Source organism: Yersinia antarctica, from assembly GCF_056636475.1.
Genome location: NZ_JBSJQF010000001.1, coordinates 2,913,038 through 2,939,216, shown reverse-complemented (window position 1 = coordinate 2,939,216; position 26,179 = coordinate 2,913,038). Strand labels below are relative to the sequence as shown.

The window sequence follows — 26,179 nt, the reverse complement described above, 5'->3', positions numbered from 1 at the left end:
CCAGCAGTTAAATGTATTTTAACAATTTTAGCGTGCAACGATTTTTTCGATGTCGATAGAAAGCAAAGTGGCATTGGTTGGCTATAATAAACATGCACTTGATAAAGATATAAGTATCGTGTCCATTATTTCTTGAAGGTGACCTATGCTACATGTTGACATTCCAAGTCGTGAAGAATTTCTTAGTCTTTCTGATGTACGCTCCGATGCCTGCGTTTCCATCTATCTTGAAACATCACCGTTACATCAACAGTTAGCTGGCAGTAAAATCCAGCTGGGGAACTTAATAAAAGAGGCATTACAACAGCTTGAGGCCGTAAACTTTGATAAACGGCGTCTGGCTTTATTGGAAGAAGAGTTATATTCCGTATTAGAGGATGAGTCATTCTGGGATCTGCATGCTTACAGCCTCGCAATACTTGCGACGCCTGATACTTTGCGAACCTACCGTTTGGCTAATAAACTGCAAGACCAAGTAGAGATCAGTGAGCGTTTCCACCTCAAACCGTTATTACGCGCACTGACATTTCCACACTCCGCTTATATTCTGGCATTATCAGAAAATGAAGTGCGTTTGATTGAGTTTTTTGCCGATGCACCACCCGCTATCGTTTCTGTTCCCAACCTACCTGACAATGTGTTAAATGCAGTAGGTAAAGCTTCATTAAATGCACGTAAGTATGATGGCGTACATGAAAAAGTAAGGCTCGCACAATATACCCGGCAAATAGATAATGCCCTGCGGCCATTATTTGCCCGTCATAACTATCCGCTTATTTTAGTCAGTACTGAACCTTTGACGTCAATTTATCGGGCGACAAATTCATTATCAAATCTGGTGGATGAAACGTTATCTACCAATGCAGAACATCTTAATATTTCGGAACTTGCCACATTAGCGCGCCCGGTATTGGATAATTTCTATCGGGCGCAAATAGAGGGGCTGAAGCCGTTATTTGAACAGCGCGCAGGAGAACGTCGAGTCACTCATGATTTGTCGGATGCGGCACGGGCGGCAACGTTCGGTGCTATTGATTTATTACTGGTTGATATTGAAAGCCAAGTCCCAGGAACTATCAATGATCAGGGTATTATTACTTTTGCGTCAGAAGATGATGCTCTGACATATGGGGTTATCGATGAGATTGCCAGACGTGCATTGGCAACCGGAGCTCGAGTTTTGGCGGTGCGGGAAAGCGATTTAGCCGGTAATCAGTTGAGCGCTATATTGCGTTATCCACTTTAAATTGTCTTAATTAATCAACAGGGTCGCATAGGCCCTGTTGCACTTAGCGCTTATTCAGCCAGATATTGGCGCAGTGTATTGAGTAAATGATCGAATACCACGCGGACTCGCTGGGTATTGCGTAGATCTTCATGCATCACCAGCCAAAACTCCAGTGGATACGAGAATTCTTGTGCTAACACCCGCACTAACCCAGATTGACGAGCTATGGGTTCATGGCAGGCACCAATGCCCAAACCGCTGCGTATTGCCGCCAACTGTGCCAAATGGCTATCAGTACGTAGGCGGTATTGGTGCGGTTTAAAATCGATTCCCTGTTCACGCAGAACCTGGACATCGTAGGTGTTACGATCCGGACCGATTAACGCGTGAAACGCTAATGCTCCGAGACTCTGCGGCATACCATGGCGCTCAATGTAATCTTCAGTAGCAAACAGCCCAACTTCGCAATAACCCGCCCGTTGCGCAATAACTGGCAACGCTTTGGGGCGTAAGGTTCTTACTGCAATATCGGCTTCCTGGCGGGTTAACCCCTCTATCTTGCTACCCAGACTTAATTCCAGCACCAGCTCAGGATAGTGTAAGCGCAGAGGTTCTAAGCGTTGCGGCAGGATTTCAACGCCAAGTAACTCACTGGTGGCAATGCGCACGGTATCTTTAGCTGACCCAATATCGGCGCAGGCGGCTCGTACAAAAGCGTCGGCAGCGGTGGCCATTTCCAAGGCATGGGGTAACAGTGCCCGCGCTGTTTCCGTTGGGATTAATCCAGTGGACGTGCGGTTAAACAATTTTTGCCCAAGACATTGTTCCAGCGACTCAATATGCCGGCGGGCTGTCGGTTGCGAAACATTCAGACTCCGTGCGGCGGCAGATAAACTGCCTTCACGCATAATGGCCAGAAATGTACGCTGGTTATCCCAATCAGCAGGAGGTAGGTTCATAAAATTGATACTGTCAGATGGTCATAAATAGACAATTTCATTGCGTTCCCCTGTACGGTATCCCTATCACTTATTCATCATAACATCAGGCTTTATCGGTAACGATTTTCACCCCGACCCGACTTACCCGATCCGATTCCATTTCGGCAATCGTCCAGGTCAAGCCATCCCACTCAATCTGATCGCCAATAACAGGCTCTCCACCAAATAAATAGAGGACGAATTGGCCCAATGTTTGCTGTTTATCGATTCCGGGTTCCAGATTAAGGCCATAAATCTGAGAGATATCGTGGAGCTTGGCATCGGCATCAAGAATAAAGTCACCAAAGAAGCGTTCATCCAGTTGGATATTGGGCGACTGACTAAACAGTTTTCCCAATGCTGGCAGGTCGTGTTCCTGACCGATAACACACAAGATGTCACCTTCTTTCAGACGGGTACTGCCGGTGGGGTGCAATAAGTCTTTACCACGAAACAGCGCCGCAATACGTGTCCCTTTAGGCATTTTCAAATCGCGCAGCGCAGCACCGATACACCACTTGTCACAACTCAACTGGTAAATGAACTGTTCCCATTGGTTATTCATATCAATATCTAACCCAATGCGCGAGACCGGTGCTAGTGCTGGAGGCACCACCAATTTAGTTTTACGTGCGGCAAATGACAGGCTGGTACCCTGTAGCAGCAGTGATACCAGCACGACAAAAAAGGCCACATTGAAAAATAAATTCGCGTTGGGAATGCCGGCCATCATCGGGAATACGGCTAGAATAACCGGCACTGCACCGCGTAAACCCACCCAGGAAATAAAGATCCGTTCACGCAGATTAAAGCTTGGGAACGGCAGTAAACCAATGAACACCGACAGTGGTCGGGCGAACAAAATCATCCACAATGAGAGGAGCAGCGCTGGGATCGCTATCGGCAATAGGTCACTTGGATTAAGCAACAGCCCCAACACCAGGAACATCCCGATCTGACTCAGCCATGCCAGCCCATCGAAAGTTTGTAATATACCGGAGCGGTTACGGATAGGGCGGTTACCCAGTAATAGCCCGCAGAGATATACTGCCAGAATACCACTGCCGTTCATGGCCGTTGCCAATGAGAAAACCAGAATCCCACCACTAACTGCCAGCAGGGGATATAAACCATTCGCTAGCTCTATTCGGTTTATAAAGAGCAGCAGTAAACCGCCACCGCCTAACCCGATGATAATTCCCAGACCAAACTGTTGGATTAAGTGCACCAGGAACATCCAACTGAGGCTGGTTTCACCTGCGGAGATCATGGCAATCAAGGTAACGGTTAAAAACACCGCCATGGGGTCATTGCTGCCTGATTCTATCTCTAAAGTGGCACTGACGCGCTCGTTGAGGCCTTTACCCCCAAGCAGTGAGAATACCGCAGCGGCATCGGTCGAGCCAATAATCGCACCAATGAGCAGCCCTTGAATAATATCTAAATCGAACAGCCAGGCCGCAGCCAGGCCCGTCAGACCGGCAGTAATCCCCACACCGACGGTTGCTAAAGAGAGCGCAGGCCATAGGGCAACACGGAATGATGAGGCTCGAGTGCGCATCCCGCCATCTAGCAGGATAACCGCCAACGCAAGGTTACTGACCAGATACGCCACTGGGTAGTTATCGAAAGCAATCCCGCCAATACCGTCGCCGCCTGCCAGCATACCGATGGCCAGAAAGATAACCAGAATCGGAATACCCAGCCGGGAAGAGAGTGAACTCAGTAAAATACTGGCTCCCACCAGCACTGCGCCGATCAAAAAGAGGCTATTAATTGCGATGGCGTCCAAGGTGGGAGTTCTCCTGATTTAAGGCGAAAATAAATGAATAACAGGCCAAAGTTATAAAAAATTATTATACACAGATTTACCTCATCTAATGCGAAGAGATGACCTAATTCAATGTGTTAAATCAGCATTTCTTTAGTTCATAGCGTTGTGGTACTTACTCACTTGAACCACTGATTTTGTCAGTTCTTTGGAATGGAATCATTTGCAGCTTTGCTGAAATGTAAAAGACGTTAAGTCTATATAATGATTAAAATTATGAGGATAAAAGAGGGGTCGCTCACCTTTAATTGCCCAGCGGGGAATCAAGGGTGAGCGTTGGATAGTAGAACTAGTCGCGTTTGAGTGTTACCAGCGCTCTTCTCAGTGCTTCTGCTGTCGGTGCTTTTTCCTGTTCAGGAAGATTATCGACAGAAAGCTGTGACAGTTCGTTAACTAATACGCTGCGATCTTTTCCGGTGATTGCGCTGTCCAGCGCTCCGCTAAGGCGGCTAACCAAGGCAAACAGGGTAGCGAACTCGGTGACTGCAACAGCATCAGACTTGGGATTATTCTCAGTAGATTCTTGCTTTTTCATCACAATTCCTCTTTTTGTTGTCACTGCAAGTGAAACAAATCCTGATAAGGAATCAACAGGATAGTTGCTCTGAAAGCAGAGCAAGCAGTGAGGCATTAGCCATCCCGCCATCTACATGATGGTTTCACAGTGTAGCCGTTTTATCGCTTAAGCGGTATGCCGATATTCATATCACTTAGCAATAACATTATTCGTTTGAATAATAATTTGATTACACCGTTTGCTGCGGCTTGCCAGAAAATAAGAATTTCAGCAATGGAATACGGCGATGAATCTCATATAACATGAATGAAATCAGGCAAACAAAGGCCATGCCCACTACAAAGCCAAGGCCATTATTGTCAATTAGCGGTGTAATAAAGGCACCATAAATCAAGGTTAGCGGATGATGCACCAGGTAGATGAAAAGTGAGGCATTAACCAGATAGGTGATACGTGGTGAGGGGTAGTTTAATAACCGGTACCCAATACGCCAATTCCCAAACGAAATGCTACAAAGTGACCCACCGGTCAGGTACGGATAAAATAGCCGTATTGACCCTGTCGGAGACCCTGTTGCATGAAGGGAAAACATTTGACTCAGCATGAGCGCTTTTACATCGAAAAACGAAAAGCTGAAGGCGTTAATCAGTCCTGCATTGCCAGAGAGCTCGGCGTCTCTCGCTCTACCCTGAGCCGGGAGCTCAGGCGTAATACGGACCCCGCCTTCAACGGACTTTACTCCTCCAGACGCGCTGATGCCTTAGCCAGACAACGGCGGGGCGCCACCTCGGCACACAATGCCTGTTTCCCTCTGGGCCAGCAGACACAAGACTTTCTCCGGCAGGCGCTGGCTGTACATACCTCCCCTGAGGTTATCTGTGGGAGACTGAAAATCCAGTTTGATATCGCCGTCAGCAAAAATACCCTCTACCGCTATATCCGTTCGGACAGACAGGCTGGCGGTAAGCTTTACCTTCAGCTCCCTCACCGGGGTAAACGCTATCGCTATGATACGGGTGAGCCCGGACGCACGCCCATCCCGGACAGGGTTGGCATTGAGCACAGGCCTGCTGAGGCTGAACTCAAACAGGTTCCCGGGCATGTTGAAATCGATACGATTTTTGGCAAAGACCAGAAGTCATTCCTGCTGACGGTCGTGGACAAAGCCACAAAGCAGGTCATTATCCGTAAACTCCCCAATAAGTGCGCTGAGAGCGTCGTGGAAGCGTTCAGGGACATCGTGGCGAATACTTTCTGCGAGTTTAAAACCCTGACGGCAGATAACGGACCCGAGTTTGCGAAACATAAGGACATCACTCAGGTAACGGGCGCAAAGGTTTACTTTGCCCGGCCTTATCATTCCTGGGAGCGGGGGTTGAATGAGCATACCAACGGTCTGATACGGCGGTTTTATCCGAAAGGAACCGATTTTAATGGCGTCAGCGATGAAGATATTGCGAGACTGGAGCACATCCTCAACACTCGGGGGCGCAAATCTCTGGAATACAGCTCACCGAATGAGGTATTTTTAGAGTATCTACTCGCTGCATAACGCATGATGGTTTGTTGCGTTTCGTTCGGGAATGGGGCATAGAGTAGACCACATTGGTCATGGTCACGCCCATCAATGCCTTGATGATAAGATCCAGCTCAAAGGCAAAAAACTCAGCAGTATTAATATGTTGGTTTATCGAATAGGCGATGAATAACAACACTGAGGCCAAAAATGCACCAGGTGAAAAGGTAAGAAATACCCGTTTGAGTGGCGGATAGATAAAGCTGTAAGCACCCAATAGAAAGAACGGTAGATAAAACAAAGTCTCCATAACAAAGAAATTGAAGACACTATTAAAGAGTATTTCCGGGTTAAGAAGAAATATTATTCTACGAATGACCGCGTAGATTAATACAAAGCCAAACAATGATAGTGAGATTTTTCCTATATTATTCATTTCCTTTATCAACACTGGAACTGACTGTTGGTTATTCTTGATTTTTTTGAACAGATAAAAACAGATTGTCGTCAGCAATGCGAGGGTTAACAAAAACCATAAGTGTGAAACCATTTCCCAAATAGCAATATTTATTTTTTGATAAATTGTAAATGAATTCCAATCTTGTAATTTGGTGGTGTAATTTTTAAGGAGGTAAAATTGTGGCAATGTTATTAATGGGATGGCGGTGAGTAACGGAATAACCACCCGCTCCAGGCGGACCTTAAGCCAGCGCTGGCGCTCATAGCGTTGATATAACATGAACGAAAAATAGCCGGAAATAACAAAGAATACCTGCATGCGAAAGGCGTGAATGAAATCGTTTAGTAAGGTAAATAGATGTGAAGGATGCGTACTATTCACCGCCCAATGATGGTTGGAGTATATAAGAGAAAGATGAAAAGGAATGCCGAGTAACATCAAATAGGCGCGGATAGCGTCTAGAAAGTACTCCCGTTGGTTAGTATTTTTTTTCATACTTATTCACTATTTGTTATCGGAATTAGAATAACGCGCCAGTTTTACCCACGGAGTTGTTTTTATAGTAAACGTTTATTGATAACAATATACGTTATTCAATGGATCAGTAAGGCGAGAAACACTACTATAAGGGCTAATGATTTTCCATAGCGTATTTTAGCTGGGCAAGATAGTCTTGTGGCTTAGCCACGGGTTTAAACAATCAACCGTCGGCATAACTCAGGCATTTACGCTAACCTGAATTTATCTGTACGGTATGTGGGATAAACCGTCAATAATTTGGCTGTGATGATTTAAGCACCCGAACAGGGGGAGATGTGCGAGTTAATATTTTTTCAAACGTTAATAGAATGTCTAAAGGGTCACGCGCGAACAGCGTCAGATGGCTGGGGGTAACTCTCTTGCTGTCATTATTCACTTCTCAGGCAATGGCTTTCTCGTTAGATGATGTGGCTAAACAGGCACAGACATTGGCGGGTAAAAGCTTCGAGGCACCAAAAAGTAACCTTCCATCGCAATTTCGCGAAATGAAATTTGCCGACTATCAGCAGATTCAGTTTAACCATGACAAATCGTATTGGACCAAACTGGATACGCCATTTAAGTTAGAGTTCTATCACCAAGGCATGTACTTCGACACACCAGTGCAGATCAACGAAGTTACTGCGACCAGTGTTAAACCCATCAATTATAGCCCTGACTATTTTAACTTTGGTTCGGTCAAGCATGATGCCGAGTCAGTGAAGAACTTAGGTTTTGCTGGTTTTAAAGTGCTTTATCCGATCAATAAAGCGGATAAGAAAGACGAAATCGTAAGTATGCTTGGTGCCAGCTATTTTCGTGTGATTGGTAAAGGTCAGGTTTATGGCCTTTCTGCACGCGGGCTGGCCATTGATACTGCATTGGCCTCTGGCGAGGAGTTCCCACGTTTTCGTGAGTTCTGGATTGAGCGGCCTAAACCAAATGACAAACATCTGGTTGTCTATGCTCTGCTGGACTCACCTCGTGCCACCGGTGCTTACCGTTTCGTCATTTATCCGGGGCGCGACACCACTATTGATGTACAGGCCAAAGTCTTCCTGCGCGACAAGGTTGAGAAGCTGGGTATTGCACCATTAACCAGCATGTTCCTATTTGGGCCAAGCCAGCCGTCAGCAGTGTTGAACTATCGTCCGGCATTACATGATTCCAATGGTCTTTCTATTCATGCGGGTAATGGTGAATGGATTTGGCGACCACTGAATAATCCAAAACACCTGTCGGTCAGCACCTATACGGTGGAAAATCCAAAAGGGTTTGGTTTGCTACAACGGGGTCGTGAATTCTCGCAGTATGAAGATTTAGACGACCGCTACGATTTGCGTCCGAGTGCCTGGGTTGAACCGCGTGGTGATTGGGGCAAAGGTAAAGTTGAGCTGGTGGAAATTCCAACGGCGGATGAAACCAACGACAATATCGTGGCCTTCTGGTCACCAGACGTGTTGCCGGATGCAAAAACATCACTTGATCTGAATTACCGCCTGCACTTCACGCGCGATGAAGAGAAATTGCATTCGCCGGACGTGGCCTATGTCAAACAGACCTTACGTTCAACCGGTGATGTGAAACAGTCGAATCTGATTCGTCAGCCTGATGGCAGTGTGGCATTCCTGGTTGATTTTGTCGGTCCAGTGTTGAAATCACTTGATGAAAATACACCGCTAGCTTCACAGGTCAGTATCGACGACAACGGTGAATTGATCGAGAACAGTGTGCGCTACAACCCGGTTACTAAGGGCTGGCGTTTAACATTGCGGCTGAAAGTTAAGGACGCAAAAAAACCGATAGAAATGCGTGCTGCGCTGGTTAACGGTGATAAAACCCTGACTGAAACCTGGAGCTATCAGCTACCTGCCGATGAATAAGTCAAATCAATCTCCTGTACAGGATTATATTGCGGACTTGCCCCTGACTGCTCAGCAGCAAGGGGCGCTGCGTGATGCTCTACCTGAAGATGTATTACTCGATAGCCCCCCTGAAGCGATGCAGCATTTGCATCAGCAACTGGCGGCCAGTGCGCCACCAACGGGAGTTTTTAGCCAGGAAGACAGTGCGTTAGCATCAGTCAATGCCCGTCTGCGTGCGGCGTGGCCGGAGGCCTTGGCGCAAGGGAAACAACTGGAGTCAGATTGCGAAGGGCGCACGATCATTAATGCGATGCCGCCCATCAAACGCACCAGTATGGCACCGCAGGCATGGCGGACCAATCCGGTGGGGCGTTTTTGGGATTCATTATTGGGTCGTAACCCGGTGTCACGGGCACAAACCCATGAGCAGGCCATCGCCGAGAAGAAATGGCGTAGCGTAGGTTCTCTGCGCCGCTATATTTTGCTGATACTCATTGTGTTGCAAACCACCATTGCGACCAGTTATATGAAGACCATTCTGCCCTACCAGGGGTGGGCGTTAATCGATCCTTTTGAGATCTGGCAACAAAACTGGCAGGTTTCGGTAATGCAATTGCTGCCTTACCTGCTACAAACCGGCATCCTGATTCTGTTTGCCGTGCTGTTTTGTTGGGTCTCTGCCGGATTCTGGACCGCGCTGATGGGCTTCCTGCAATTGCTGATTGGCAAAGATAAATACAGCATATCCTCTACTATCAAAGGAGATGAGGCGCTCAATCCAGCTCACCGGACCGCGCTGATTATGCCAATTTGTAATGAGGACGTGGAGCGGGTATTTGCGGGGCTACGTGCTACTTATGAGTCAGTCGCCGCCACGGGTCAGCTTGAGCACTTCGATATTTATGTGCTGAGTGACAGTTATGACCCCGATATCTGTGTGGCAGAGCAGAAAGCCTGGCTGGAGCTGTGTCGTGATGTCGATGGGCATGGGCGCATTTTCTACCGCCGCCGCCGCCGCCGGGTTAAACGCAAAAGCGGTAATATCGATGACTTCTGCCGCCGTTGGGGCAGTCAGTACAGCTATATGGTGATTCTGGATGCCGATAGCGTGATGAGCGGTGAGTGTTTGACCGGGCTGGTGCGGCTGATGGAAGCCAATCCAAATGCCGGGATTATCCAATCTGCGCCGAAAGCCTCAGGTATGGACACGCTGTATGCCCGTATCCAGCAATTTGCCACGCGAGTCTATGGTCCGCTGTTTACGGCTGGTTTACATTACTGGCAGTTAGGCGAATCCCATTACTGGGGCCACAATGCCATTATTCGGGTTAAGCCTTTTATCGAGCATTGTGCACTGGCACCATTACCGGGTGAAGGTTCGTTCGCAGGTTCCATTTTGTCGCATGACTTTGTGGAAGCGGCATTAATGCGTCGTGCCGGCTGGGGAGTGTGGATTGCTTATGATTTGCCGGGTAGCTATGAAGAACTGCCACCTAATTTGCTTGATGAACTAAAACGAGACCGCCGTTGGTGCCACGGTAATCTGATGAATTTCAGGTTGTTCCTGGTTAAGGGCATGCATCCGGTTCACCGGGCTGTGTTCCTCACCGGTGTGATGTCATATCTGTCTGCGCCGTTGTGGTTTATGTTCCTGGTGCTGTGTACTGCTTTGCAAGCGGTGCATACCTTGATGGAACCGCAGTATTTCCTGCAACCGCGTCAACTGTTCCCAGTCTGGCCCCAGTGGCGGCCCGAGCTGGCAATTGGCTTGTTCTCCACCACTTTGGTATTACTGTTCTTGCCAAAATTACTCAGCATCATTTTGATCTGGGCAAAAGGGGCGAAAGAGTACGGTGGGGCGCTGCGTCTATTGCTGTCGATGCTGGCTGAAATGTTGTTCTCCGTGTTACTGGCCCCTGTGCGCATGCTGTTCCATACCGTGTTTGTGGTTAGCGCCTTCCTCGGTTGGTCAGTGCAATGGAACTCACCACAACGTGATGATGATGCCACGCCGTGGAGTGAAGCTATGGTTCGTCACGGCTCGCAATTGATACTGGGTCTGGTTTGGGCCGGTGGCGTGGCCTGGCTGGATCTGCGCTTCTTGTGGTGGTTATCGCCGATTGTATTTTCGTTGATTCTGTCACCGCTAGTCTCTGTGGTTTCCAGCCGTCGGACATTGGGGATGGCCAGTAAACGGGCTAAATTATTTTTGATCCCGGAAGAGTATAATCCACCACGAGAATTGCTGGCGACGGAAGAGTACCTGAAGCTTAACCATCAGCGGGCGCTCAGTAATGGTTTCTTGCATGCGGTGATGAACCCATCGTATAACGCGCTGGCCAGTGCGATGGCGACAGCTCGCCACCATACCCGTGCGATTATCGAGCAGGTGCGTGGCGAGCGGCTGACACTCGCGCTGGAGGCTGGGCCGGATAAATTGGCTAAATTACAGCGTCTGGAATTACTCAGCGACCCGGTATTGATTTCGCGTTTGCACCAGCAAGTCTGGCAGCAGCCGGAGCAGTATCAGATTTGGAACGGGTATTATCGCCAACTCGCGCATAATATAAAGGCGTTTCCAGCAGCGAAGTAACGCTGATATGAAGTAACGGTAATATTGAGTAAAAACGGGCGTACATTATGTATAGCCCGTTTTTTTATTAGTGATAATTCGGTCTGAGCGGTGATAGCGTATTAGTGAATACGGACTAACGCTTTAACACTTTCTATGTTTTACATTAGCCAGATTGAGTCTTAACCGTTGTTTACATGGCGCTATGATAAGCTGTGTATCGCGCTAAACCTGAAGAGTAACTGTGTGAATCCCATCGTTAAACTGACCCATTGCCCTACCAGCATGGCCCGCATTGTTATGCTGGTGATCGGTATTATGTTGTTGTCCGGCTGTGGCAGCATTATCAGCCGCACGGTGCCGGGGCAGGGCCATGGGCATCAATACTATCCTGGCGTGCAATGGGATATGCGTGAGGGACCATGGAAATATGTCACGGTGATAGACGTTCCGCTGTCAATGATAGTTGATACTTTTATGCTGCCAATCGATGCTCGTCATGGTCCTTATGAGTAACATCATTCGTTGGTAGCAAAAATCAGCAGTTGGTAGTGTTGTTGCTGACAAACGAATTCATTGATCGGTGTCATATGTAACCCTTTGACATGGGCTGCCAATGAGTGTGGATTATTGTTGTTAACAAACGCGGCCCCTACATCAAATTGATGACAGGTATGATTTTTAACGGCGCTAAACAGCTGTTTAAGCACCCCTTTGCCGCGCCAGCGGCTATCGATACACACCGGCCCGTAAAGAAATACCCGCAATTGTGCTAATGGTTGGCCTTGATACTGTTGATGGCTTATGGCTTCCAGCATGGCATCAACCACCGGTGGTCGTGGTTGTTTATGCGTGTGGGCCAAACAGACAAAGCCGGCGACTAGCCCATCATCAACTGCAACCAGAACCCCCAAATCCTGATTAATCGAATCCAGTTGCTTTTCATCCATTTGTGACACAATAAAACCCTGCTTTCGCTGCTCTGGACTTAAGTTTTCTGGGGTGTTTTGTCGCTGCAACTCTAATATAGCCAGGTAGTCTGCAGGTTGCGCAGGTCTTATTTTCATGTTTAATCTCTAGGTTCAAATGTGTTATCAGGAGAGAGTCGATGCCATCAAAAGCAGTGAGGTTACCCGATACCCACGTAAGTAAACCGCCGTCAGTATTACCGAAAACCTCGATAATGCGTGTTGCCAGACCCACAGATAATCTTAAATTAATCAGTGAGATGTACTGCCGTGGGCTAGGCTTTAGCCAACTGGGCCATTTTGTCGATCATCAGGGGTTTGATGGTGTTATTCTCGGACATCCACATCACACTTACCATTTAGAGTTTACTCATCATCGCGGTGTTCGGGTAGGGGCGGCACCGACGCAGGACAACTTATTAGTATTTTATATACCGGATCAAGCGCAATGGGTTGTGCAGTGCCAGCAGATGGCGGCGGCAGGTTTTCGCGAGGTCACTGCTTATAATCCTTATTGGGATGTCAGCGGCAAAACGTTCGAAGATAGCGATGGTTATCGTGTGGTGTTACAGCAACAGGAATGGCAGTTGTAGAACAAAACCCGCCACAAGGGCGGGTTTGCGTGAACAGTGGTTGCAGTATATGCATCAGGCCGCTTGTTGGCCCTGAGTATTATTCATCAGCCGACGAATCGGTACGATAAGCAATATTAACACTGCCGCACAGATAACCAATGCAATTGAGCAACGGGCGAACAGTGTCGGCAGCATATCAAGCTGGTCAGCTTTAACATGTCCGCCAATCAGGCCTGCTGCCAGATTACCCAGAGAACTGGCGCAGAACCACAAGCCCATCACCTGGCCGCGCATTCTGTCTGGTGCCAGTAGGGTCATGGTGGCCAAACCGATCGGGCTAAGGCACAATTCACCCAGTGTCAGCAGTAGTATACTCATCACCAGCCACAGCGGTGAAACACCGGCACCACCACTGCTAAGCACATGCTGAGCGGCATACATCATCACAGCGAAACCGGCCGCTGCGCATAAAATACCAATGACAAATTTGGTGATACTGCTGGGCTGAATTTTCTTCTTCGCCAGGGCAGGCCAAGCCCAACTGAATACCGGTGCCAACAGAATAATAAACAGCGCATTGATTGATTGGAACCAGACTGTTGGGATCTCAAAGCCCATAACCATACGGTTAGTGTAATCATTGGCAAACAGATTGAATGAGGTTGGTTTCTGCTCGAAGGCTGACCAGAAGAACGCCGCAGACACTAACAGAATGAAGCACACCAATAGGCGAGCGCGATCTTTACGGCTCATATTGGCAAAGGCAAACAGATAAACGAAATAGAGTGTTACTGAGGCCGCAATAACATAGACCAATAAGCTGGCAATCAATACTGGGTTTATCGGGATAACCCCTTGTGATATCAGGGTAATCAGCACCGCCACTAGCACCATAATACCTGCAACCCACTTGCCAACCCCTTGACGCTGATTGGTCGGTTTATTCCAGCTTGAGTCTAGCCCGACCTCTGCGTCATAGCGTTTCATCGCTGGGATAGCAAAACCACGGAAAATAACCAGTGCGACCAGCATACCAATACCGCCGATACCAAAACCCCAGTGCCAGCCGTGGGATCGCAGCAACCAACCGGAAAGCAGCGGCGCGATAAATGACCCCATATTGATACCCATATAGAACAGAGAGAAACCACCGTCGCGGCGGGCATCACCTGGCTTATACAGGGTGCCGACCATGACTGAGATACAGGTCTTGAACAGACCGGTACCCAGCACGATAAACACTAAACCGATAAAGAACATGTCATTGCCGAAGAACGCTGATAGCGCAATCGACAGATGACCCAGTGCAATCAGGATAGAACCATACCAGACTGCACGTTGCTGGCCGAGCCAGTTATCAGCCAGCCAGCCACCGGGTAATGCTGCCAGATACATGCTACCGGCAAAAATCCCGACGATAGCGGAGGCTTGCTCACGAGGCAGGCCCATACCACCGTCAAATACAGTGGCGGCCATAAACAGAATTAACAGTGGGCGGATGCCGTAGAACGAGAAACGCTCCCACATTTCAGAAAGAAACAGGCCGCTGAGCGGATAAGGATGGCCAAAGAACGTGCGGCCGCCTTCGGAGTTAACAGAGGTTTGCATAAAGTCTTCCCATAGAATCGCCGTTAAAGTCGGGCGAATAAGCCATCATCGAATGTTCACCCCTTTGGCACTACGGCCAGTTATCAGGGTTAACACTCGTTACAGTAGAATTTAACGCAATAATAACGTCATTTTTTGCTGCTTATCGGGGTTATATCGTATTTTTAGATGAAAAGTCGATACACATCGCATTTATCAGGGTTATCTTTCTGACTTTGAGTGCATTTCACTACAAAAGATAGGGACTAAGTTTCATTATTTAATCTTATTATTAATATTATTTATCAATAAGTTAAATCAATAGGTTATGGCTATTTTGACATGAGAGAGTGCTGAAATAAAAAATTTTCGCATAAAAACACAATAAACAGCAACTTGGCGAGGGATTAACGTTTGATGGGGTCTTTGTCAGTGCATCTCAGGAGGATTCGGGCAGAAAAGAGCAGGAATATACGTGCTTTTGTTTAGGGACTTAGGATGGTTTATGCTGGTATCCGGCGGTTGGGTTACCCCTCTAATCTTTAGCTATCTTGCTGTTGTTGAACCTCACGTTGCCGTGCTTTTAAGGGCTGGCGCTGTAAACACCAGTAAGAATAGATCGCGTTAAATAGCACCACCAAAGCAGTTACACAAAATACAGCGCGGAAACCATAACTGGCAGAAACCGCAGCCCCGAGTAGCGGGCCGCTGACATTACCGACATCACGAAACGATTGGTTATAACTGAAAATCCGGCCAGCCACTTGATTGGTGCAGTTATAAATCAGTAACGTCTGTACCGCAGGGAGCAATGCACCATCCGTTGCCCCCAACAAGAAGCGCAAAATACCCAATTGCAATGGAGTCTGCACGAAAGCCATCGGGATCAGGATAAGCACTGACAGAGCCAGCACGGCAATCAGAATGCGCTCTGGGCCGATTCTATCACCCAGTTTTCCTAATCTCGGCGCGCTCATCAATGCAGCAACCCCTGGGACTGACGCAATCATGCCGCTGACGAAAGCCAAATTATGAATATCACCGGCCAGTTCGCGCACATACAGCGTCAAGATCGGCGCAATTGAGCCAGTAGCAATCTGGATTATCATGGTGGTGACAAACAGGCTCAGGATTAACTTCGGGTTCTTCAGGGAGTTAAATACTTGCCGCCCGTTAAGCATGTCTTTTTTCAGTACCGGTGCAAACTGCTCCCTGACATACAGCCAGGTTAGAGCAAAACAGAGCAACAACACCGCCGCGGTAATAAAGAATACCGGTCTCAGGCCATAGTTATCCGCTAACAACCCGCCGATCAGTGGCCCGATTAATGCACCGCTCACTCCACCGGTTGAGAGCGTCCCCAAAGCCCAGCCACTCTTGTTGCGCGGTACTTGAGTGGCGATCAGTGCATTGGCATTTGGAATAAAACCACCCAATAGTCCCAGCAGTGCACGTAATGCCAGAAACTGCCAGATATTCTGTGCCATACCCATTAAAACCATCACGATCCCCATGCCTAACGCTGAGCGTAATAGCATGATTTTCCGCCCTTTACGATCAGCCAGGCTCCCCCAGAAGGGGGCGGCAATGGCAGAAAACAGAAAAGTAATACTGAATACCAGACCGGACCACATATTCAATGACTGGTGACCGCTCACGCCTAACTCCTCCACATACAATGGCAAGAATGGCATGATCAAACTAAATGCAGCACCGGTTAGAAAACAGCCTAACCAGGTGACAAATAGGTTTCTTTTCCAGTTAACAGGTTGTGGCGCCGAGGTCATAAATTACCGATTAAGTAAGTGATTGCTTTGCGTCTCTTTATTCGTCAGTAGGGCGTTTGAAGGGGCGGCAAAGCACGAGAAGCAGATACTTAGCCTGATAAGTATGCGCTCATAGTGCAGCGACATCAATGAGATAAATATTAGTTTTTATAAAATGGAAAGGTGGTTTGAAATGGATGGATATGCTTATTCTATTTGGTAATAACACAGAAGTTGTGGCATTAGCATGATGTTACAGCTGGCACAGAAAACAGGAAAAACCACCCCGCCAAAGGCGAAGTGGTTAGTCTGATATTTGTTATTTAGCGCCAGTGATTAGCGGTAAGCTTCATTTTTAGTCACGGAATAACGGCCACTACCCAGTAGCATGATAGCGACACCACCGAGGAAATACATAGCTTCGTTTTCCAAACCCCAAGCACCGACTTGGGTCAGGGTAAAGAATTTCCCCGTACCGACCATTAATACTGCAACCAGCAGGTTAACGGCGTAAACGAACGCCGCAGGGCGGGTAAACAGACCAAGAATAATCAGGATCGGGGTGACAATTTCGCCGATGTAAACGCCATAGGCGACAAAACTGGGGATGCCTTGCGCCTGTAAAGACGCGGCTATCCAACTTGTGCCATGCTGAATTTTGGCGACACCATGAAATAACATCAAGACACCGAACGTTAGGCGTAATAATAGTTTGCCGCCGTTAGGATGGTCTGTTAATCGAGTGAACCAGAGATTAAGTGTTGCGAGCATATATATCCTTATTAAAAAAGAAAATAACCGGATAATAACTAAGATTAATTACTCTCAGTATCGTCAGATAAATCTTATTTGCCTAGCGGATAAATCTGACGAAGTGTATCAAAAAAATTGATATAAATTAATTCTCATTACCATTAGCAATATTCTATTTCTGAATAAGTCATGCTATTCATACAATGAAGGCGCGCCTTCTGGCCGGGTCTTAAAACGCCGGTGTAGCCACATATATTGGTCTGTGGCTTGGGCAATCTCTTTTTCGATCACTTTATTCATAAACGCGGCCGCCGCCACTTCATTATCTAACGGGAAGTTCTCTACCGCGGGTTGCAACAGCAGTTGATAACCTTTGCCATTAGGTAAACGACGCGGCGTGAAAGGAATAATTGCCGGTTTACCCATACGTACCAGCAGGTAAGTCCCAGTGGTGGTTGCCGCTTGATCGACAGCGAACAAGGGCACAAATACGCTGCTGCGCGGACCGTAATCATGATCCGGCGCATACCAGATAATTTCGCCTTGTTTTAGGCTGCGGATCATTCCTTTCAGATCTTTGCGGTCTAACATGGCTTTATTTGAACGCATCCGGCCCCAAGTCTGCATCCAGTCCATGGCTTTATTATCATGCGGGCGATAGACACCGATGCCCGGATTGTAGATACCGAAGATGCGGGCACCCAGTTCCAGCGTAAGAAAATGCAAGCCGATCAATAAAACCCCTTTGCCTTCCTCTCGTGCTTGTTGAATGTGTTCTAGACCACTAACGCTACACCAGCGCTCAATGCGCCAGTTCGGCCAAAACCAAGCCATGCCTGTTTCAAATAACCCCATCCCTACTGATTCAAAGTTCTTAACCAGCAGTTCATCGCGTTCAGCCTGTGGCATATCAGGAAAGCACAACTCGAGATTACGCTGTGTTATCCGTTTACGCCGTTTGAGAAAACGCATAGAAAAGCGGCCAAGGGAGGTGCCCAGGACATAGATAACTGGGTAGGGGAGCAACACCAATAGGTAGAGGATACCGAGGCCAAGCCAGGTCAGCCAATAACGAGGGTGTAGCAGTGAGCGTTCAAAAGAAGGAACTTGCATATCTGTTCTCTGCGTTATTGTAATTCAGTCGGACAGTTAACTATTTACTCTTGATAGCGGATATGTGGTTCTTTAGCGAACCTCAATAGGCAGTTGCCGGTCATCCATACCAACGTATTCATCTGTCATTTAAGGTAGCCTATTGTGACATTTTTAGTGGCTTACAGGAAAACAGACCGCACCAAAAAGCCATTTTTATGCCTTTCGGTTGAAGTTCCAGCCGATTAAATCACCTATCTGATGGTTAAATAACCATGATTGAATTTGGCTATTTGAACGGATTCAGTAAGCTGACTAACTCAGCCAGACTGTTAACTGCCATCTTTTCCATCACTTTAGCCCGATGCACTTCTACGGTTCTGACAGACACACAAGCTTTGTCGGCGATATCCCGATTAATCAAACCCTGCATAACCCATTGCGCAATCATCTGTTCCCGTGGCGTCAGCGAGGCATAACGCAGTTGTACCTGTCGGCGGGCTGTCAACTGCTCTGTGTGCTGGAAGCCCTGTTGTAAGGCGGTAATCAGCGGCGCAGTCGCGACTGGTTTTTGTAAGAAATCAACCGCCCCCAGTTTCATCTGCTCAACCGCCTGCGGCACTTCTCCATGGGCGGTAAGGAATATGACGGCCAGCGTGCTGTCTCGCTGGCGCATCTGGTTATAGACTTGCGTACCATCTAGCAGCGGCATACGAATATCGAGCAGTAATACACCAGATTGATATAAATCAGCTTGGGCCAGGAAACGCTCACCGTCATGCCATACCTTCACTTTGTAATCCAGGCTTTCCAGCAAAAAACGGCAAGCGTCGGTGACGGCAATATCGTCATCAAGTAGATGAATCAGTGACAAGAGTAAGCTCCTTGCTTGGGTTAAGTGGCAGTGTCAGGGTAACGCGTAGTCCAATCTTATCATTGGCGGCCATGTGGTTAAGTAGTGCCAGATTTCCGCCCTGGCGACAGATTAATCGCTGGCAAATGACCAGGCCGAGACCGAGGCCATCACTTTTGGTGGAACGGAATGGGGTCAAAGGCTGGTTGAGCTGTTCGGCCGTCAGGCCACCGGCATCATCTTGCAAAATTAATATTGCCACATCGGCTTGCTGATAAGCACTGAACCATAACTGGTGGGCACCGGCCTGCAAACTGTTAGTGATCAGATTACACAAGACCTGATCGAGCAGCGTGGGCGGTAAATGCAGCGCTAATGATGCCTCGATATCAGTGTGCAACGTGCAACACGGCGCTGGATTGGTGGCTGCCAGTAACTGCCAGAGGTGATTAACCAAGGCAGGTAATGGTTGGCAGGCGGCAGAGCTGTTCATGGCCGGCTGTTTTCCTGCCCACAGCCGTAAGTTAGCAATGGTATCAGCCCCGCGTTGGGCCTGATGACTGATTTGACTCAAAATGGGCAGTAATGAGTGATCAGCCTGTTCCCGTTGCAGGCGAATAGCGCAGCCATCGGCGTAATGCTGAATAGCGCTGAGCGGCTGATTTAATTCATGAGCGAATCCCGCGGCCATCTCACCGAGAATACTCAGGCGCTGAGCTTGTTCCAACGCACTTTCCCTAGCCCTAAGTTGCTGGTGAAGTTGCTCCAATTGCTGGCTGCGACGACGCACCAGAAACGCCACCCAGATATGATTGGCCGCGAGCAATAACAGAATCACCGCGATGGCGACGATCAACAGCCGATGTTGTTGTGCCCACTCAAGAGTCTGTTGCCAGAACTGCGGCTGTTGGGGATGTTGATTAATTGAACGTAATAAACTTTCGACCTGACTGGTGGAGGAGGGGGCACCCCATTGTGGTGTTTTGTCCCCATCGGGGCTGAGCAAAATCCGCGTAACATTATCGGCTAATTCATCCGGTACCTGTGATAACGCGGCAAACGACCAATTTGGGTATAACTCGCTGCTGCTCAGGCATGGAATGGCGGTTTTCTTCGCCAATAGCGGCTTAAAGTCAGCGGTATGCGCTAATCCTTCTGCCTGCATATCTTCCAGCAGGCAGGTGGGCACAATAGCCGCGGAGATAGCGCGATCACGCAGTAGATAAATTAACGCATCCACCGGGAAGCCAGAAAAATGCAATTGAAAATCCCGTTCTGGTTGCAGCCCCGCATCGCGTAGCACTTTGTATCCCAACAAGTAACCGCCAAAGGCATCGGGAGAGACGGCACCAACACGTTTGCCAATCAATCCTTGGGGATTATGGATATCACTGTCAGCGCGTACCAGAATAACACTACCGATCACATTGCGGCTGGTGCTGTCTGGCTCATGATTGGAGCGCAAAGAGACCAACCAACGCAGAGGATAGTGGTTATCAATTTGCACATATTGCGCTGGATTGGTCAGCAGAAAATCAACTCGGTTCTGCTGCACCGCACTTTTCATCGCATTTAAATCCAAGGGTAATAACTGAAAGTGCTGCCCAGGCAAGTGCTGATTAAGGCGATCGGCCAACGGTTGCCAATGTGCTTGCGCCTGAGCATCACCGCGTAATGCCAGCACGCCAATGGTCCAATCATTGGCATGGGCGGTTGAAAACCACCAAAACAGCACTATCACCAGCCCTCTGAAACTCATGCATGTTCCTTTTTATGATCCCCGTCGCAGTGCGCAATTGTCCTGGATCAAGTCCTTAAAGGGAATGTGGAAAACCACAATAGGGCTTCTGCTCGTCGATTTCTACAATCCTTGAATTAAGAGCATTGTTATTAAGCAGATGAGAAGAAAAATGGATCAAGGAAAAAGAGCATTTCTACAGCGGCTCGGGGGCTTAACTGCTGGCGCAGCATTGGTACCATTGGCGGATGCGGGCTGGCGGATGGAACCGGCACGCAAACAAGGTGATATCAAACGGCGCTACGCCATGTTGATTGATTTGCGCCGCTGTATTGGTTGCCAGGCATGTACTGTCAGTTGCGCGATTGAAAACCAACTGCCACAAGGCCAGTTCCGTACCACAGTTAATCAGTATCAAATTGCCCTGTCTGGGGCAGAAAGTGTCACCAATGTATTGCTACCCCGCCTGTGTAACCACTGCGATAACCCGCCTTGCGTGCCAGTCTGTCCGGTACAGGCCACTTATCAGCGTCAAGATGGCATTGTGGTGGTCGATAATACCCGTTGTGTTGGTTGTGCATACTGTGTTCAGGCCTGCCCGTATGAAGCTCGTTTTATCAATCACAGTACCCAAACTGCGGACAAGTGTACTTTTTGTGTTCATCGTCTGGATGTTGGATTGCTGCCTGCCTGTGTGGAGTCTTGTGTCGGCGGGGCGCGGATTATCGGTGATTTACGCGATGGCAACAGTATATTGCGCCAAATGCTACTAGAACATGCCGCTGACATTAAAGTGCTGAAACCGGAGCAAGGCACTCACCCTCAAGTGTTTTACCTCGGGCTAAATGACATTTTCACCCGACCATTGCAGGGCCAACCCGCGCTCTGGCAGGAGGTACACCCATGATCCGTGAAATTTTAGCTCGCCCACAAGATATCGCCTGGTTGCCTTGGGCGGTGCAGTATTTCTTTTTTATCGGGCTGGCTTGTAGTGGCGTGTTGTTTGCCTGCTGGCAACGGATGTTCTCTCGCCATCAGCAGAATCCATTGGAGTTTGCTGCACTGATGTTGGCGGTGACTGCGGTGGTGGTTGCGCCATTGGCGCTCAATGCGGACCTACATCAACCGGCCCGCGTCTGGCACTTCTATGCCCACTTTACGCCGTGGTCGTGGATGTCATGGGGATCTCTTTTCTTACCCTTGTTTACCCTGCTGGTGTTGTCCTATTTTCTGGCGCTGACCTACAGCCGATTGCGGGCAAAACCATTAGCGCGATTATTGACAGGATTAGCCGGACTCTGTGCGTTTTCTGCTATCACTATTTTGCTCTATACCGGCCGCGAGGTGTCAATCCTGCGCGCCCAACCCCTGTGGTTTAGTTTATGGTTGCCACTGTTTATCTTCCTGACTGCCTGGCAGACGATCACGCCTTTACTGGCTACCTGGCTATGGCGTGAGCCGCACTATCAGGTGTCATTGGCGCGCTGGCAACCCATCAATTTAATGATGCTGGCGTTGGTTACTGTGCTGTGGGCCAGTGGTGATAATGCCTCGGCACAGGCTCTGCGCTACTGGGCTATGCATGCCCAGACTTTGGCAGCATTTCCTGTGGTGCTGTGGCTATTGCTTTTGGCAATGGCGCTGTTCAACAGGAAAAAAACCTTATCAAGCGGGATGGTAGTGGCTCAGGCACTGGCAGCCCTGACGTTGTGTTGGTCGGTACGTTGGCTATTGCTGATGCATACTCAAACGTTGACTAAATACAATGTGTTAACCAATCCCTATTCGTTGCCGCTGGGGAGTGAAGGATTGCTGGCCGTGGTGGGTACATGCGGATTATGGATAGCGGTGATTATTGCTATCCGTGAAGGTGTCAGATGGCTTGAACAACAATTCTCAAGTGAAAAAATAGTCTCAAGTGAAAAAACAGTTTCAGGCGAGAAAACAGTGAAAGGAGAAATGCATCATGGCTAAGTCTACACGGCGTCAATGGTTAAAAGGCAGTTTAGCCTTGGGGGGCGTGGTTGCATTTGCTGCCAGTTATCATGCGGTGGCACGCAAAACATTGGCTGGCCTGATTGATGGTAGTGCCGGAAAGCTTACACTCGATCCTGTTAGTGCCAACGCATTAGCACCAGAAGGACGTATTGGGCAGCAGTGGCAGGCCAATCCGCAACAAGCGGTTTCAATGACACAATGTTTTGGTTGTTGGACCTTGTGTGGCTTACGGGTGCGAGTCGATACCCAGCACAATAAAATCCTGCGCATCGCCGGTAACCCTTATCATCCGTTGTCTCATGACCACCATTTTCCGTATCAGTTACCACTAAGTGAAGCGCTGCAACGTTTAGGTGGAGAGTCAGGCATGGCCAGGCGTTCAACGGCTTGCGCGCGCGGCGCGACGCTATTAGAAGGGGTCGATAGCCCTTATCGTATTACCGAGCCAATGAAGCGCACCGGGCCACGGGGCAGTGGCAAATGGCAGCGTATCAGCTTTGAGCAATTGGTGGCGGAAGTGACCGAAGGCGGTGATCTCTTTGGCGAGGGGCCGGTTGAAGGGTTGCGGGCTATCCGTGACCTGATTACCCCCATTGATACTCAGCAGCCCTCATTGGGGCCGAAAGCCAATCAGTTACTAGTGACTAACGCCGGTGATGATGGGCGCGATGCTTTTATCCGACGTTTTGCTCATCAAGCGTTCGGCACTAAAAATCTCGGTAGCCACGGGGCATATTGTGGTTTGGCGTATCGTGCCGGTTCAGGTGCGTTGATGGGGGATTTAGATAAAAATGCCCATGTTAAGCCTGATTGGGATAACGTCCGTTTTGCCCTATTTTTGGGGACGTCGCCTGCGCAATCTGGCAACCCATTTAAGCGGCAAGGGCGTCAGCTAGCCAATGCTCGCCGGCGTGATGATTTCAATTATGTGGTGGTCGCCCCCGCGCTGCCACTGACAACCACATTGGCTAATCAGCATAACCGCTGGGTTCCGGTGTTGCCGGGGACGGATGCGGCACTGGCAATGGGGATGATTCGTTGGATTATCGAACAGAATCGTTTTAACCACGCTTATTTGTCCGTTCCTGGTGAGGTTGCCATGCAAGCGGCGGGTGAGCGCAGTTGGACCAATGCCAGCCATCTGGTGATAACCACTGAAACCCATCCCTTGGCAGGCCAGTTCCTACGTGCCAGCCAGCTAAGTGGTGAGTCAGTGGCCGAAGCTGAAGAGAGTCCGGTATTAGTGCAAGTGGTTGACGGTACATTGCAGCCTGCTGCATTAGCATTACACGCTCAATTGTTTGTCACGCGCGAGGTCACCTTACATGATGGTCAAATTGTGCAGGTGCAATCAGGTATGGCGTGTTTGCGGCAAGCGGCAGAGCGTTTTACTCTGGAAGAATACAGCCAGCAATGCGGCGTCCCAGCAGAGACGATGGTTGGTTTGGCGAAAGAGTTTACGGCTTACCAGCGTCAGGCTGCGGTTATCTCCCATGGTGGCATGATGGGGGGTAACGGTTTTTATACCACCTGGGCGGTCATGATGCTCAATGCCCTGATTGGTAATTTGAATCTTAAGGGGGGAGTTTCGGTTGGGGGGGGTAAGTTTGATGGTTTTGCTGATGGTCCTCGCTATCAGTTAGCTACTTTCGCTGGAATGATAAAACCAAAAGGCTTACCGCTATCGCGCAGCAAGCAGCCCTATGAACAATCGCAAGAGTATCAGCAAAAGATTCAGCAGGGTCAGCCTGGCTATCCGGCCCGTGGCCCATGGTATCCCTTTGTCGGTGGGCAATTGACCGAACAATTGGCACCGGCATTGGCGGGTTATCCCTATCCGCTTAAGGCATGGATTAGCCATATGACTAATCCGCTGTACGGGGTCGCGGGGCTGCGCAACTTGATTGAGGCGAAACTACAAGATCCACGTCAATTGCCGCTGTTTATTGCCATTGATGCTTTTATGAATGAAACCACCGCATTGGCGGATTATATCGTACCGGATACCCATAATTTTGAGAGTTGGGGATTCAGTGCGCCCTGGGCCGGGGTACTGGTCAAAGCCAGCACTGCCCGCTGGCCCGTGGTGACATCACGTACTGTCCGCACGGCTCAAGGCGAGCCTGTGGCCATGGAGAGCTTCCTGATTGCAGTGGCCAAGGCATTGCAATTACCGGGGTTCGGTGCCAATGCGATGCAGGACAGCCAGGGAAACAATTTGTCGCTGGAGCGGGCCGAGGATTACTATTTACGGGCCGCGGCCAATATTGCTTATGGCGGTGAAAAACCACTGCCACCAGCCTCGGATGAAGAACTGAAATTAACCGGCGTCGATCGCTTATGGCCCGACTTACAACGCAGTCTGCATATTGATGAGCAGCGCCGAGTGGCTTACCTGTTGGCGCGTGGTGGGCGTTTTGCGCCTTATGAGAAAAGTTGGAATGGCGATGCCACCGGGCCGCAGTGGAAAAAGCCACTGCAAATCTGGAACGAAAATGTCGCGCAACATCACCATGCGATAACCGGTGAGCGTTATAGCGGCTGTCCGACTTGGTATCCACCTCGTCTGGCCGATGGTTCCGATGTCTTTACCCATTATCCGGCAACTGACTGGCCTTTGCGCTTGATGTCCTTCAAGTCTCATCTCATGAGCAGTTCTACTGCGATGATTGAGCGCTTACGCGCGGTCAAACCCACCAATTTGGTGGCGATTAATCCAACCGATGCTCAGCGCTACGGGATACAGCACGGTGACAGTGTACGCCTGATGACCCCCGGTGGTCAGATGAAGGTACAGGTAAGTTTATTGGATGGTGTTATGCCTGGTGTGGTTGCTATTGAACATGGTTATGGACATCGCGAGATGGGTGCCAGAACACATTCGTTGGATGGTGTGATCATGGCGTCAGACCCGCGTATCGGTCAGGGGAGCAATCTGAATGACTTGGGGTTTACTGATCCAACGCGAGAAGTCCCCAATACCTGGCTGGATTGGGTCAGTGGTGCCGCGGTTCGGCAAGGGCTACCAGCCAGATTGGAAGTGATTAGCTAGCAGGCTATCAATTTTGACTTAAATCCCTCTCAATTGAAGAGGGATTTTTATTTCTACGTTATGATATTCCCGATGTATAAATGAGTTTCATTCATTCTTATCGGAGAGCCGTCGATGGCAGTAGCAAGACTCAGTGCGGGTTTATTGGTCGTCGGTGGCATATTGGGTTATATGGGGGCTTACTGGCAAACCCTCTCTTTGCTGATTGCTGCCGGAATTGCCTTACTCACTGGGATCGTTCTTTCCGCTTTTACTGATAGTGATTACCGCTAAAGATGTTCCGCAGTAATGTTTCAGGTATTATATGCG

At 48.9% G+C, this 26,179-nt stretch carries 20 protein-coding genes and 2 pseudogenes; 10 read left to right on the top strand and 12 right to left on the bottom strand.

Annotation, left to right across the window (positions count from 1 at the left end):
• Nucleotides 1-145: 145 nt before the first annotated feature.
• Nucleotides 146-1,246 (top strand): baeRF11 domain-containing protein, encoded by a 1,101-nt coding sequence (locus ACWJJO_RS13725; RefSeq protein WP_083158492.1) that lies wholly within the window; start codon nt 146-148, stop codon nt 1,244-1,246.
• A gap of 50 nt (nt 1,247-1,296) precedes the next feature.
• On the opposite strand, the gene ACWJJO_RS13720 is transcribed toward ACWJJO_RS13725, so the two are convergent.
• From ACWJJO_RS13720 to opgC, 4 genes and pseudogenes are all read right to left on the bottom strand, one after another.
• Nucleotides 1,297-2,187, bottom strand: a complete 891-nt coding sequence (locus ACWJJO_RS13720) for a LysR family transcriptional regulator (RefSeq protein ID WP_372569301.1) — start codon at nt 2,185-2,187, stop codon at nt 1,297-1,299.
• Between the two features lie 85 nt (nt 2,188-2,272).
• Entirely contained in the window at nt 2,273-4,000 is a 1,728-nt protein-coding gene (locus tag ACWJJO_RS13715) for a potassium/proton antiporter (RefSeq protein ID WP_481091148.1), read from the bottom strand.
• Between the two features lie 328 nt (nt 4,001-4,328).
• Entirely contained in the window at nt 4,329-4,574 is a 246-nt protein-coding gene (locus tag ACWJJO_RS13710; protein WP_193784638.1) for a hypothetical protein, read from the bottom strand.
• Between the two features lie 211 nt (nt 4,575-4,785).
• A pseudogene (gene opgC, locus ACWJJO_RS13705) lies at nt 4,786-5,040 on the bottom strand (glucans biosynthesis protein MdoC); the annotation flags it as partial.
• A gap of 93 nt (nt 5,041-5,133) precedes the next feature.
• Here opgC and ACWJJO_RS13700 point away from each other — a divergent pair.
• Nucleotides 5,134-6,108: an IS30 family transposase gene (locus ACWJJO_RS13700; protein WP_481090511.1), complete on the top strand. Its 975-nt coding sequence runs from the start codon at nt 5,134-5,136 to the stop codon at nt 6,106-6,108.
• A 7-nt stretch (nt 6,109-6,115) separates the two neighbouring features.
• On the opposite strand, the pseudogene mdoC reads toward ACWJJO_RS13700, so the two are convergent.
• Nucleotides 6,116-7,027, bottom strand: a pseudogene (mdoC, locus tag ACWJJO_RS13695) (glucans biosynthesis protein MdoC); the annotation flags it as partial.
• A 353-nt stretch (nt 7,028-7,380) separates the two neighbouring features.
• Here mdoC and ACWJJO_RS13690 point away from each other — a divergent pair.
• The 3 genes from ACWJJO_RS13690 to ACWJJO_RS13680 all read left to right on the top strand — a co-directional run bounded on the left by ACWJJO_RS13690 (nt 7,381) and on the right by ACWJJO_RS13680 (nt 12,004).
• Nucleotides 7,381-8,934 carry a glucan biosynthesis protein G gene (locus ACWJJO_RS13690; RefSeq protein ID WP_481091147.1) on the top strand — a complete coding sequence of 518 codons (1,554 nt, stop codon included), beginning with the start codon at nt 7,381-7,383 and terminating at the stop codon, nt 8,932-8,934.
• A complete protein-coding gene (gene mdoH / locus ACWJJO_RS13685) occupies nt 8,927-11,509 on the top strand; it encodes a glucans biosynthesis glucosyltransferase MdoH (protein ID WP_481091146.1) in 2,583 nt (860 codons plus the stop codon). The genes ACWJJO_RS13690 and mdoH overlap by 8 nt, the downstream gene beginning before the upstream one ends.
• A 264-nt stretch (nt 11,510-11,773) precedes the next feature.
• The gene (locus ACWJJO_RS13680; protein WP_083163564.1) at nt 11,774-12,004 is read left to right on the top strand and encodes a YceK/YidQ family lipoprotein; all 231 of its coding nucleotides are present in this window, start codon (nt 11,774-11,776) and stop codon (nt 12,002-12,004) included.
• A 2-nt stretch (nt 12,005-12,006) separates the two neighbouring features.
• On the opposite strand, the gene ACWJJO_RS13675 is transcribed toward ACWJJO_RS13680, so the two are convergent.
• Nucleotides 12,007-12,555: a GNAT family N-acetyltransferase gene (locus tag ACWJJO_RS13675; RefSeq protein WP_420073490.1), complete on the bottom strand. Its 549-nt coding sequence runs from the start codon at nt 12,553-12,555 to the stop codon at nt 12,007-12,009.
• A 116-nt stretch (nt 12,556-12,671) separates the two neighbouring features.
• Here ACWJJO_RS13675 and ACWJJO_RS13670 point away from each other — a divergent pair, with 116 nt between their 5' ends.
• Complete coding sequence (locus ACWJJO_RS13670; RefSeq protein WP_481091590.1) at nt 12,672-13,049, top strand: VOC family protein; 378 nt, start codon at nt 12,672-12,674, stop codon at nt 13,047-13,049.
• 54 nt (nt 13,050-13,103) lie between these two features.
• Here the strand turns inward: ACWJJO_RS13670 and ACWJJO_RS13665 are convergent, their stop codons facing one another.
• The 6 genes from ACWJJO_RS13665 to ttrS form a co-directional block, all read right to left on the bottom strand.
• On the bottom strand, nt 13,104-14,639 hold the full coding sequence (locus tag ACWJJO_RS13665; protein ID WP_083158501.1) for a peptide MFS transporter: 1,536 nt from the start codon (nt 14,637-14,639) through the stop codon (nt 13,104-13,106).
• A gap of 521 nt (nt 14,640-15,160) precedes the next feature.
• Entirely contained in the window at nt 15,161-16,405 is a 1,245-nt protein-coding gene (gene mdtG / locus ACWJJO_RS13660) for a multidrug efflux MFS transporter MdtG (RefSeq protein ID WP_481091145.1), read from the bottom strand.
• Between the two features lie 315 nt (nt 16,406-16,720).
• A complete protein-coding gene (locus ACWJJO_RS13655; RefSeq protein ID WP_083158503.1) occupies nt 16,721-17,155 on the bottom strand; it encodes a DoxX family protein in 435 nt (144 codons plus the stop codon).
• Between the two features lie 174 nt (nt 17,156-17,329).
• Entirely contained in the window at nt 17,330-18,250 is a 921-nt protein-coding gene (locus tag ACWJJO_RS13650; RefSeq protein WP_083158504.1) for a Kdo(2)-lipid IV(A) acyltransferase, read from the bottom strand.
• A gap of 268 nt (nt 18,251-18,518) precedes the next feature.
• Nucleotides 18,519-19,103, bottom strand: coding sequence for a tetrathionate respiration response regulator TtrR (gene ttrR / locus ACWJJO_RS13645; RefSeq protein ID WP_372569296.1), 585 nt, complete (start codon nt 19,101-19,103; stop codon nt 18,519-18,521).
• Complete coding sequence (ttrS, locus tag ACWJJO_RS13640) at nt 19,081-20,841, bottom strand: tetrathionate respiration histidine kinase TtrS (RefSeq protein ID WP_481091144.1); 1,761 nt, start codon at nt 20,839-20,841, stop codon at nt 19,081-19,083. Before ttrS ends, ttrR begins: the two co-directional genes overlap by 23 nt.
• A 151-nt stretch (nt 20,842-20,992) precedes the next feature.
• On the opposite strand from ttrS, the gene ttrB reads away from it, so the two are divergent.
• The 4 genes from ttrB (at nt 20,993) to ACWJJO_RS13620 (ending at nt 26,143) form a co-directional block, all read left to right on the top strand.
• Complete coding sequence (gene ttrB, locus ACWJJO_RS13635; protein ID WP_083158507.1) at nt 20,993-21,727, top strand: tetrathionate reductase subunit TtrB; 735 nt, start codon at nt 20,993-20,995, stop codon at nt 21,725-21,727.
• Complete coding sequence (ttrC, locus tag ACWJJO_RS13630) at nt 21,724-22,794, top strand: tetrathionate reductase subunit TtrC (protein ID WP_481091143.1); 1,071 nt, start codon at nt 21,724-21,726, stop codon at nt 22,792-22,794. The genes ttrB and ttrC overlap by 4 nt, the downstream gene beginning before the upstream one ends.
• Nucleotides 22,787-25,870 carry a tetrathionate reductase subunit TtrA gene (gene ttrA / locus ACWJJO_RS13625; RefSeq protein WP_481091142.1) on the top strand — a complete coding sequence of 1,028 codons (3,084 nt, stop codon included), beginning with the start codon at nt 22,787-22,789 and terminating at the stop codon, nt 25,868-25,870. Before ttrC ends, ttrA begins: the two co-directional genes overlap by 8 nt.
• A 114-nt stretch (nt 25,871-25,984) precedes the next feature.
• Entirely contained in the window at nt 25,985-26,143 is a 159-nt protein-coding gene (locus ACWJJO_RS13620; RefSeq protein ID WP_193784639.1) for a hypothetical protein, read from the top strand.
• Nucleotides 26,144-26,179: the final 36 nt, after the last annotated feature.

What these genes read in the sequence shown, in the direction of transcription:
- ACWJJO_RS13725 (WP_083158492.1), top strand. Translation starts at nt 146, where the DNA reads ATGCTACATGTTGACATTCCAAGTCGTGAAGAATTTCTTAGTCTTTCT.
- ACWJJO_RS13720 (WP_372569301.1), bottom strand. Translation starts at nt 2,187, where the DNA reads ATGAACCTACCTCCTGCTGATTGGGATAACCAGCGTACATTTCTGGCC.
- ACWJJO_RS13710 (WP_193784638.1), bottom strand. Translation starts at nt 4,574, where the DNA reads ATGAAAAAGCAAGAATCTACTGAGAATAATCCCAAGTCTGATGCTGTT.
- ACWJJO_RS13700 (WP_481090511.1), top strand. Translation starts at nt 5,134, where the DNA reads ATGAAGGGAAAACATTTGACTCAGCATGAGCGCTTTTACATCGAAAAA.
- ACWJJO_RS13690 (WP_481091147.1), top strand. Translation starts at nt 7,381, where the DNA reads ATGTCTAAAGGGTCACGCGCGAACAGCGTCAGATGGCTGGGGGTAACT.
- mdoH (WP_481091146.1), top strand. Translation starts at nt 8,927, where the DNA reads ATGAATAAGTCAAATCAATCTCCTGTACAGGATTATATTGCGGACTTG.
- ACWJJO_RS13680 (WP_083163564.1), top strand. Translation starts at nt 11,774, where the DNA reads ATGGCCCGCATTGTTATGCTGGTGATCGGTATTATGTTGTTGTCCGGC.
- ACWJJO_RS13675 (WP_420073490.1), bottom strand. Translation starts at nt 12,555, where the DNA reads ATGAAAATAAGACCTGCGCAACCTGCAGACTACCTGGCTATATTAGAG.
- ACWJJO_RS13670 (WP_481091590.1), top strand. Translation starts at nt 12,672, where the DNA reads ATGCGTGTTGCCAGACCCACAGATAATCTTAAATTAATCAGTGAGATG.
- ACWJJO_RS13665 (WP_083158501.1), bottom strand. Translation starts at nt 14,639, where the DNA reads ATGCAAACCTCTGTTAACTCCGAAGGCGGCCGCACGTTCTTTGGCCAT.
- mdtG (WP_481091145.1), bottom strand. Translation starts at nt 16,405, where the DNA reads ATGACCTCGGCGCCACAACCTGTTAACTGGAAAAGAAACCTATTTGTC.
- ACWJJO_RS13655 (WP_083158503.1), bottom strand. Translation starts at nt 17,155, where the DNA reads ATGCTCGCAACACTTAATCTCTGGTTCACTCGATTAACAGACCATCCT.
- ACWJJO_RS13650 (WP_083158504.1), bottom strand. Translation starts at nt 18,250, where the DNA reads ATGCAAGTTCCTTCTTTTGAACGCTCACTGCTACACCCTCGTTATTGG.
- ttrS (WP_481091144.1), bottom strand. Translation starts at nt 20,841, where the DNA reads ATGAGTTTCAGAGGGCTGGTGATAGTGCTGTTTTGGTGGTTTTCAACC.
- ttrB (WP_083158507.1), top strand. Translation starts at nt 20,993, where the DNA reads ATGGATCAAGGAAAAAGAGCATTTCTACAGCGGCTCGGGGGCTTAACT.
- ttrC (WP_481091143.1), top strand. Translation starts at nt 21,724, where the DNA reads ATGATCCGTGAAATTTTAGCTCGCCCACAAGATATCGCCTGGTTGCCT.
- ttrA (WP_481091142.1), top strand. Translation starts at nt 22,787, where the DNA reads ATGGCTAAGTCTACACGGCGTCAATGGTTAAAAGGCAGTTTAGCCTTG.
- ACWJJO_RS13620 (WP_193784639.1), top strand. Translation starts at nt 25,985, where the DNA reads ATGGCAGTAGCAAGACTCAGTGCGGGTTTATTGGTCGTCGGTGGCATA.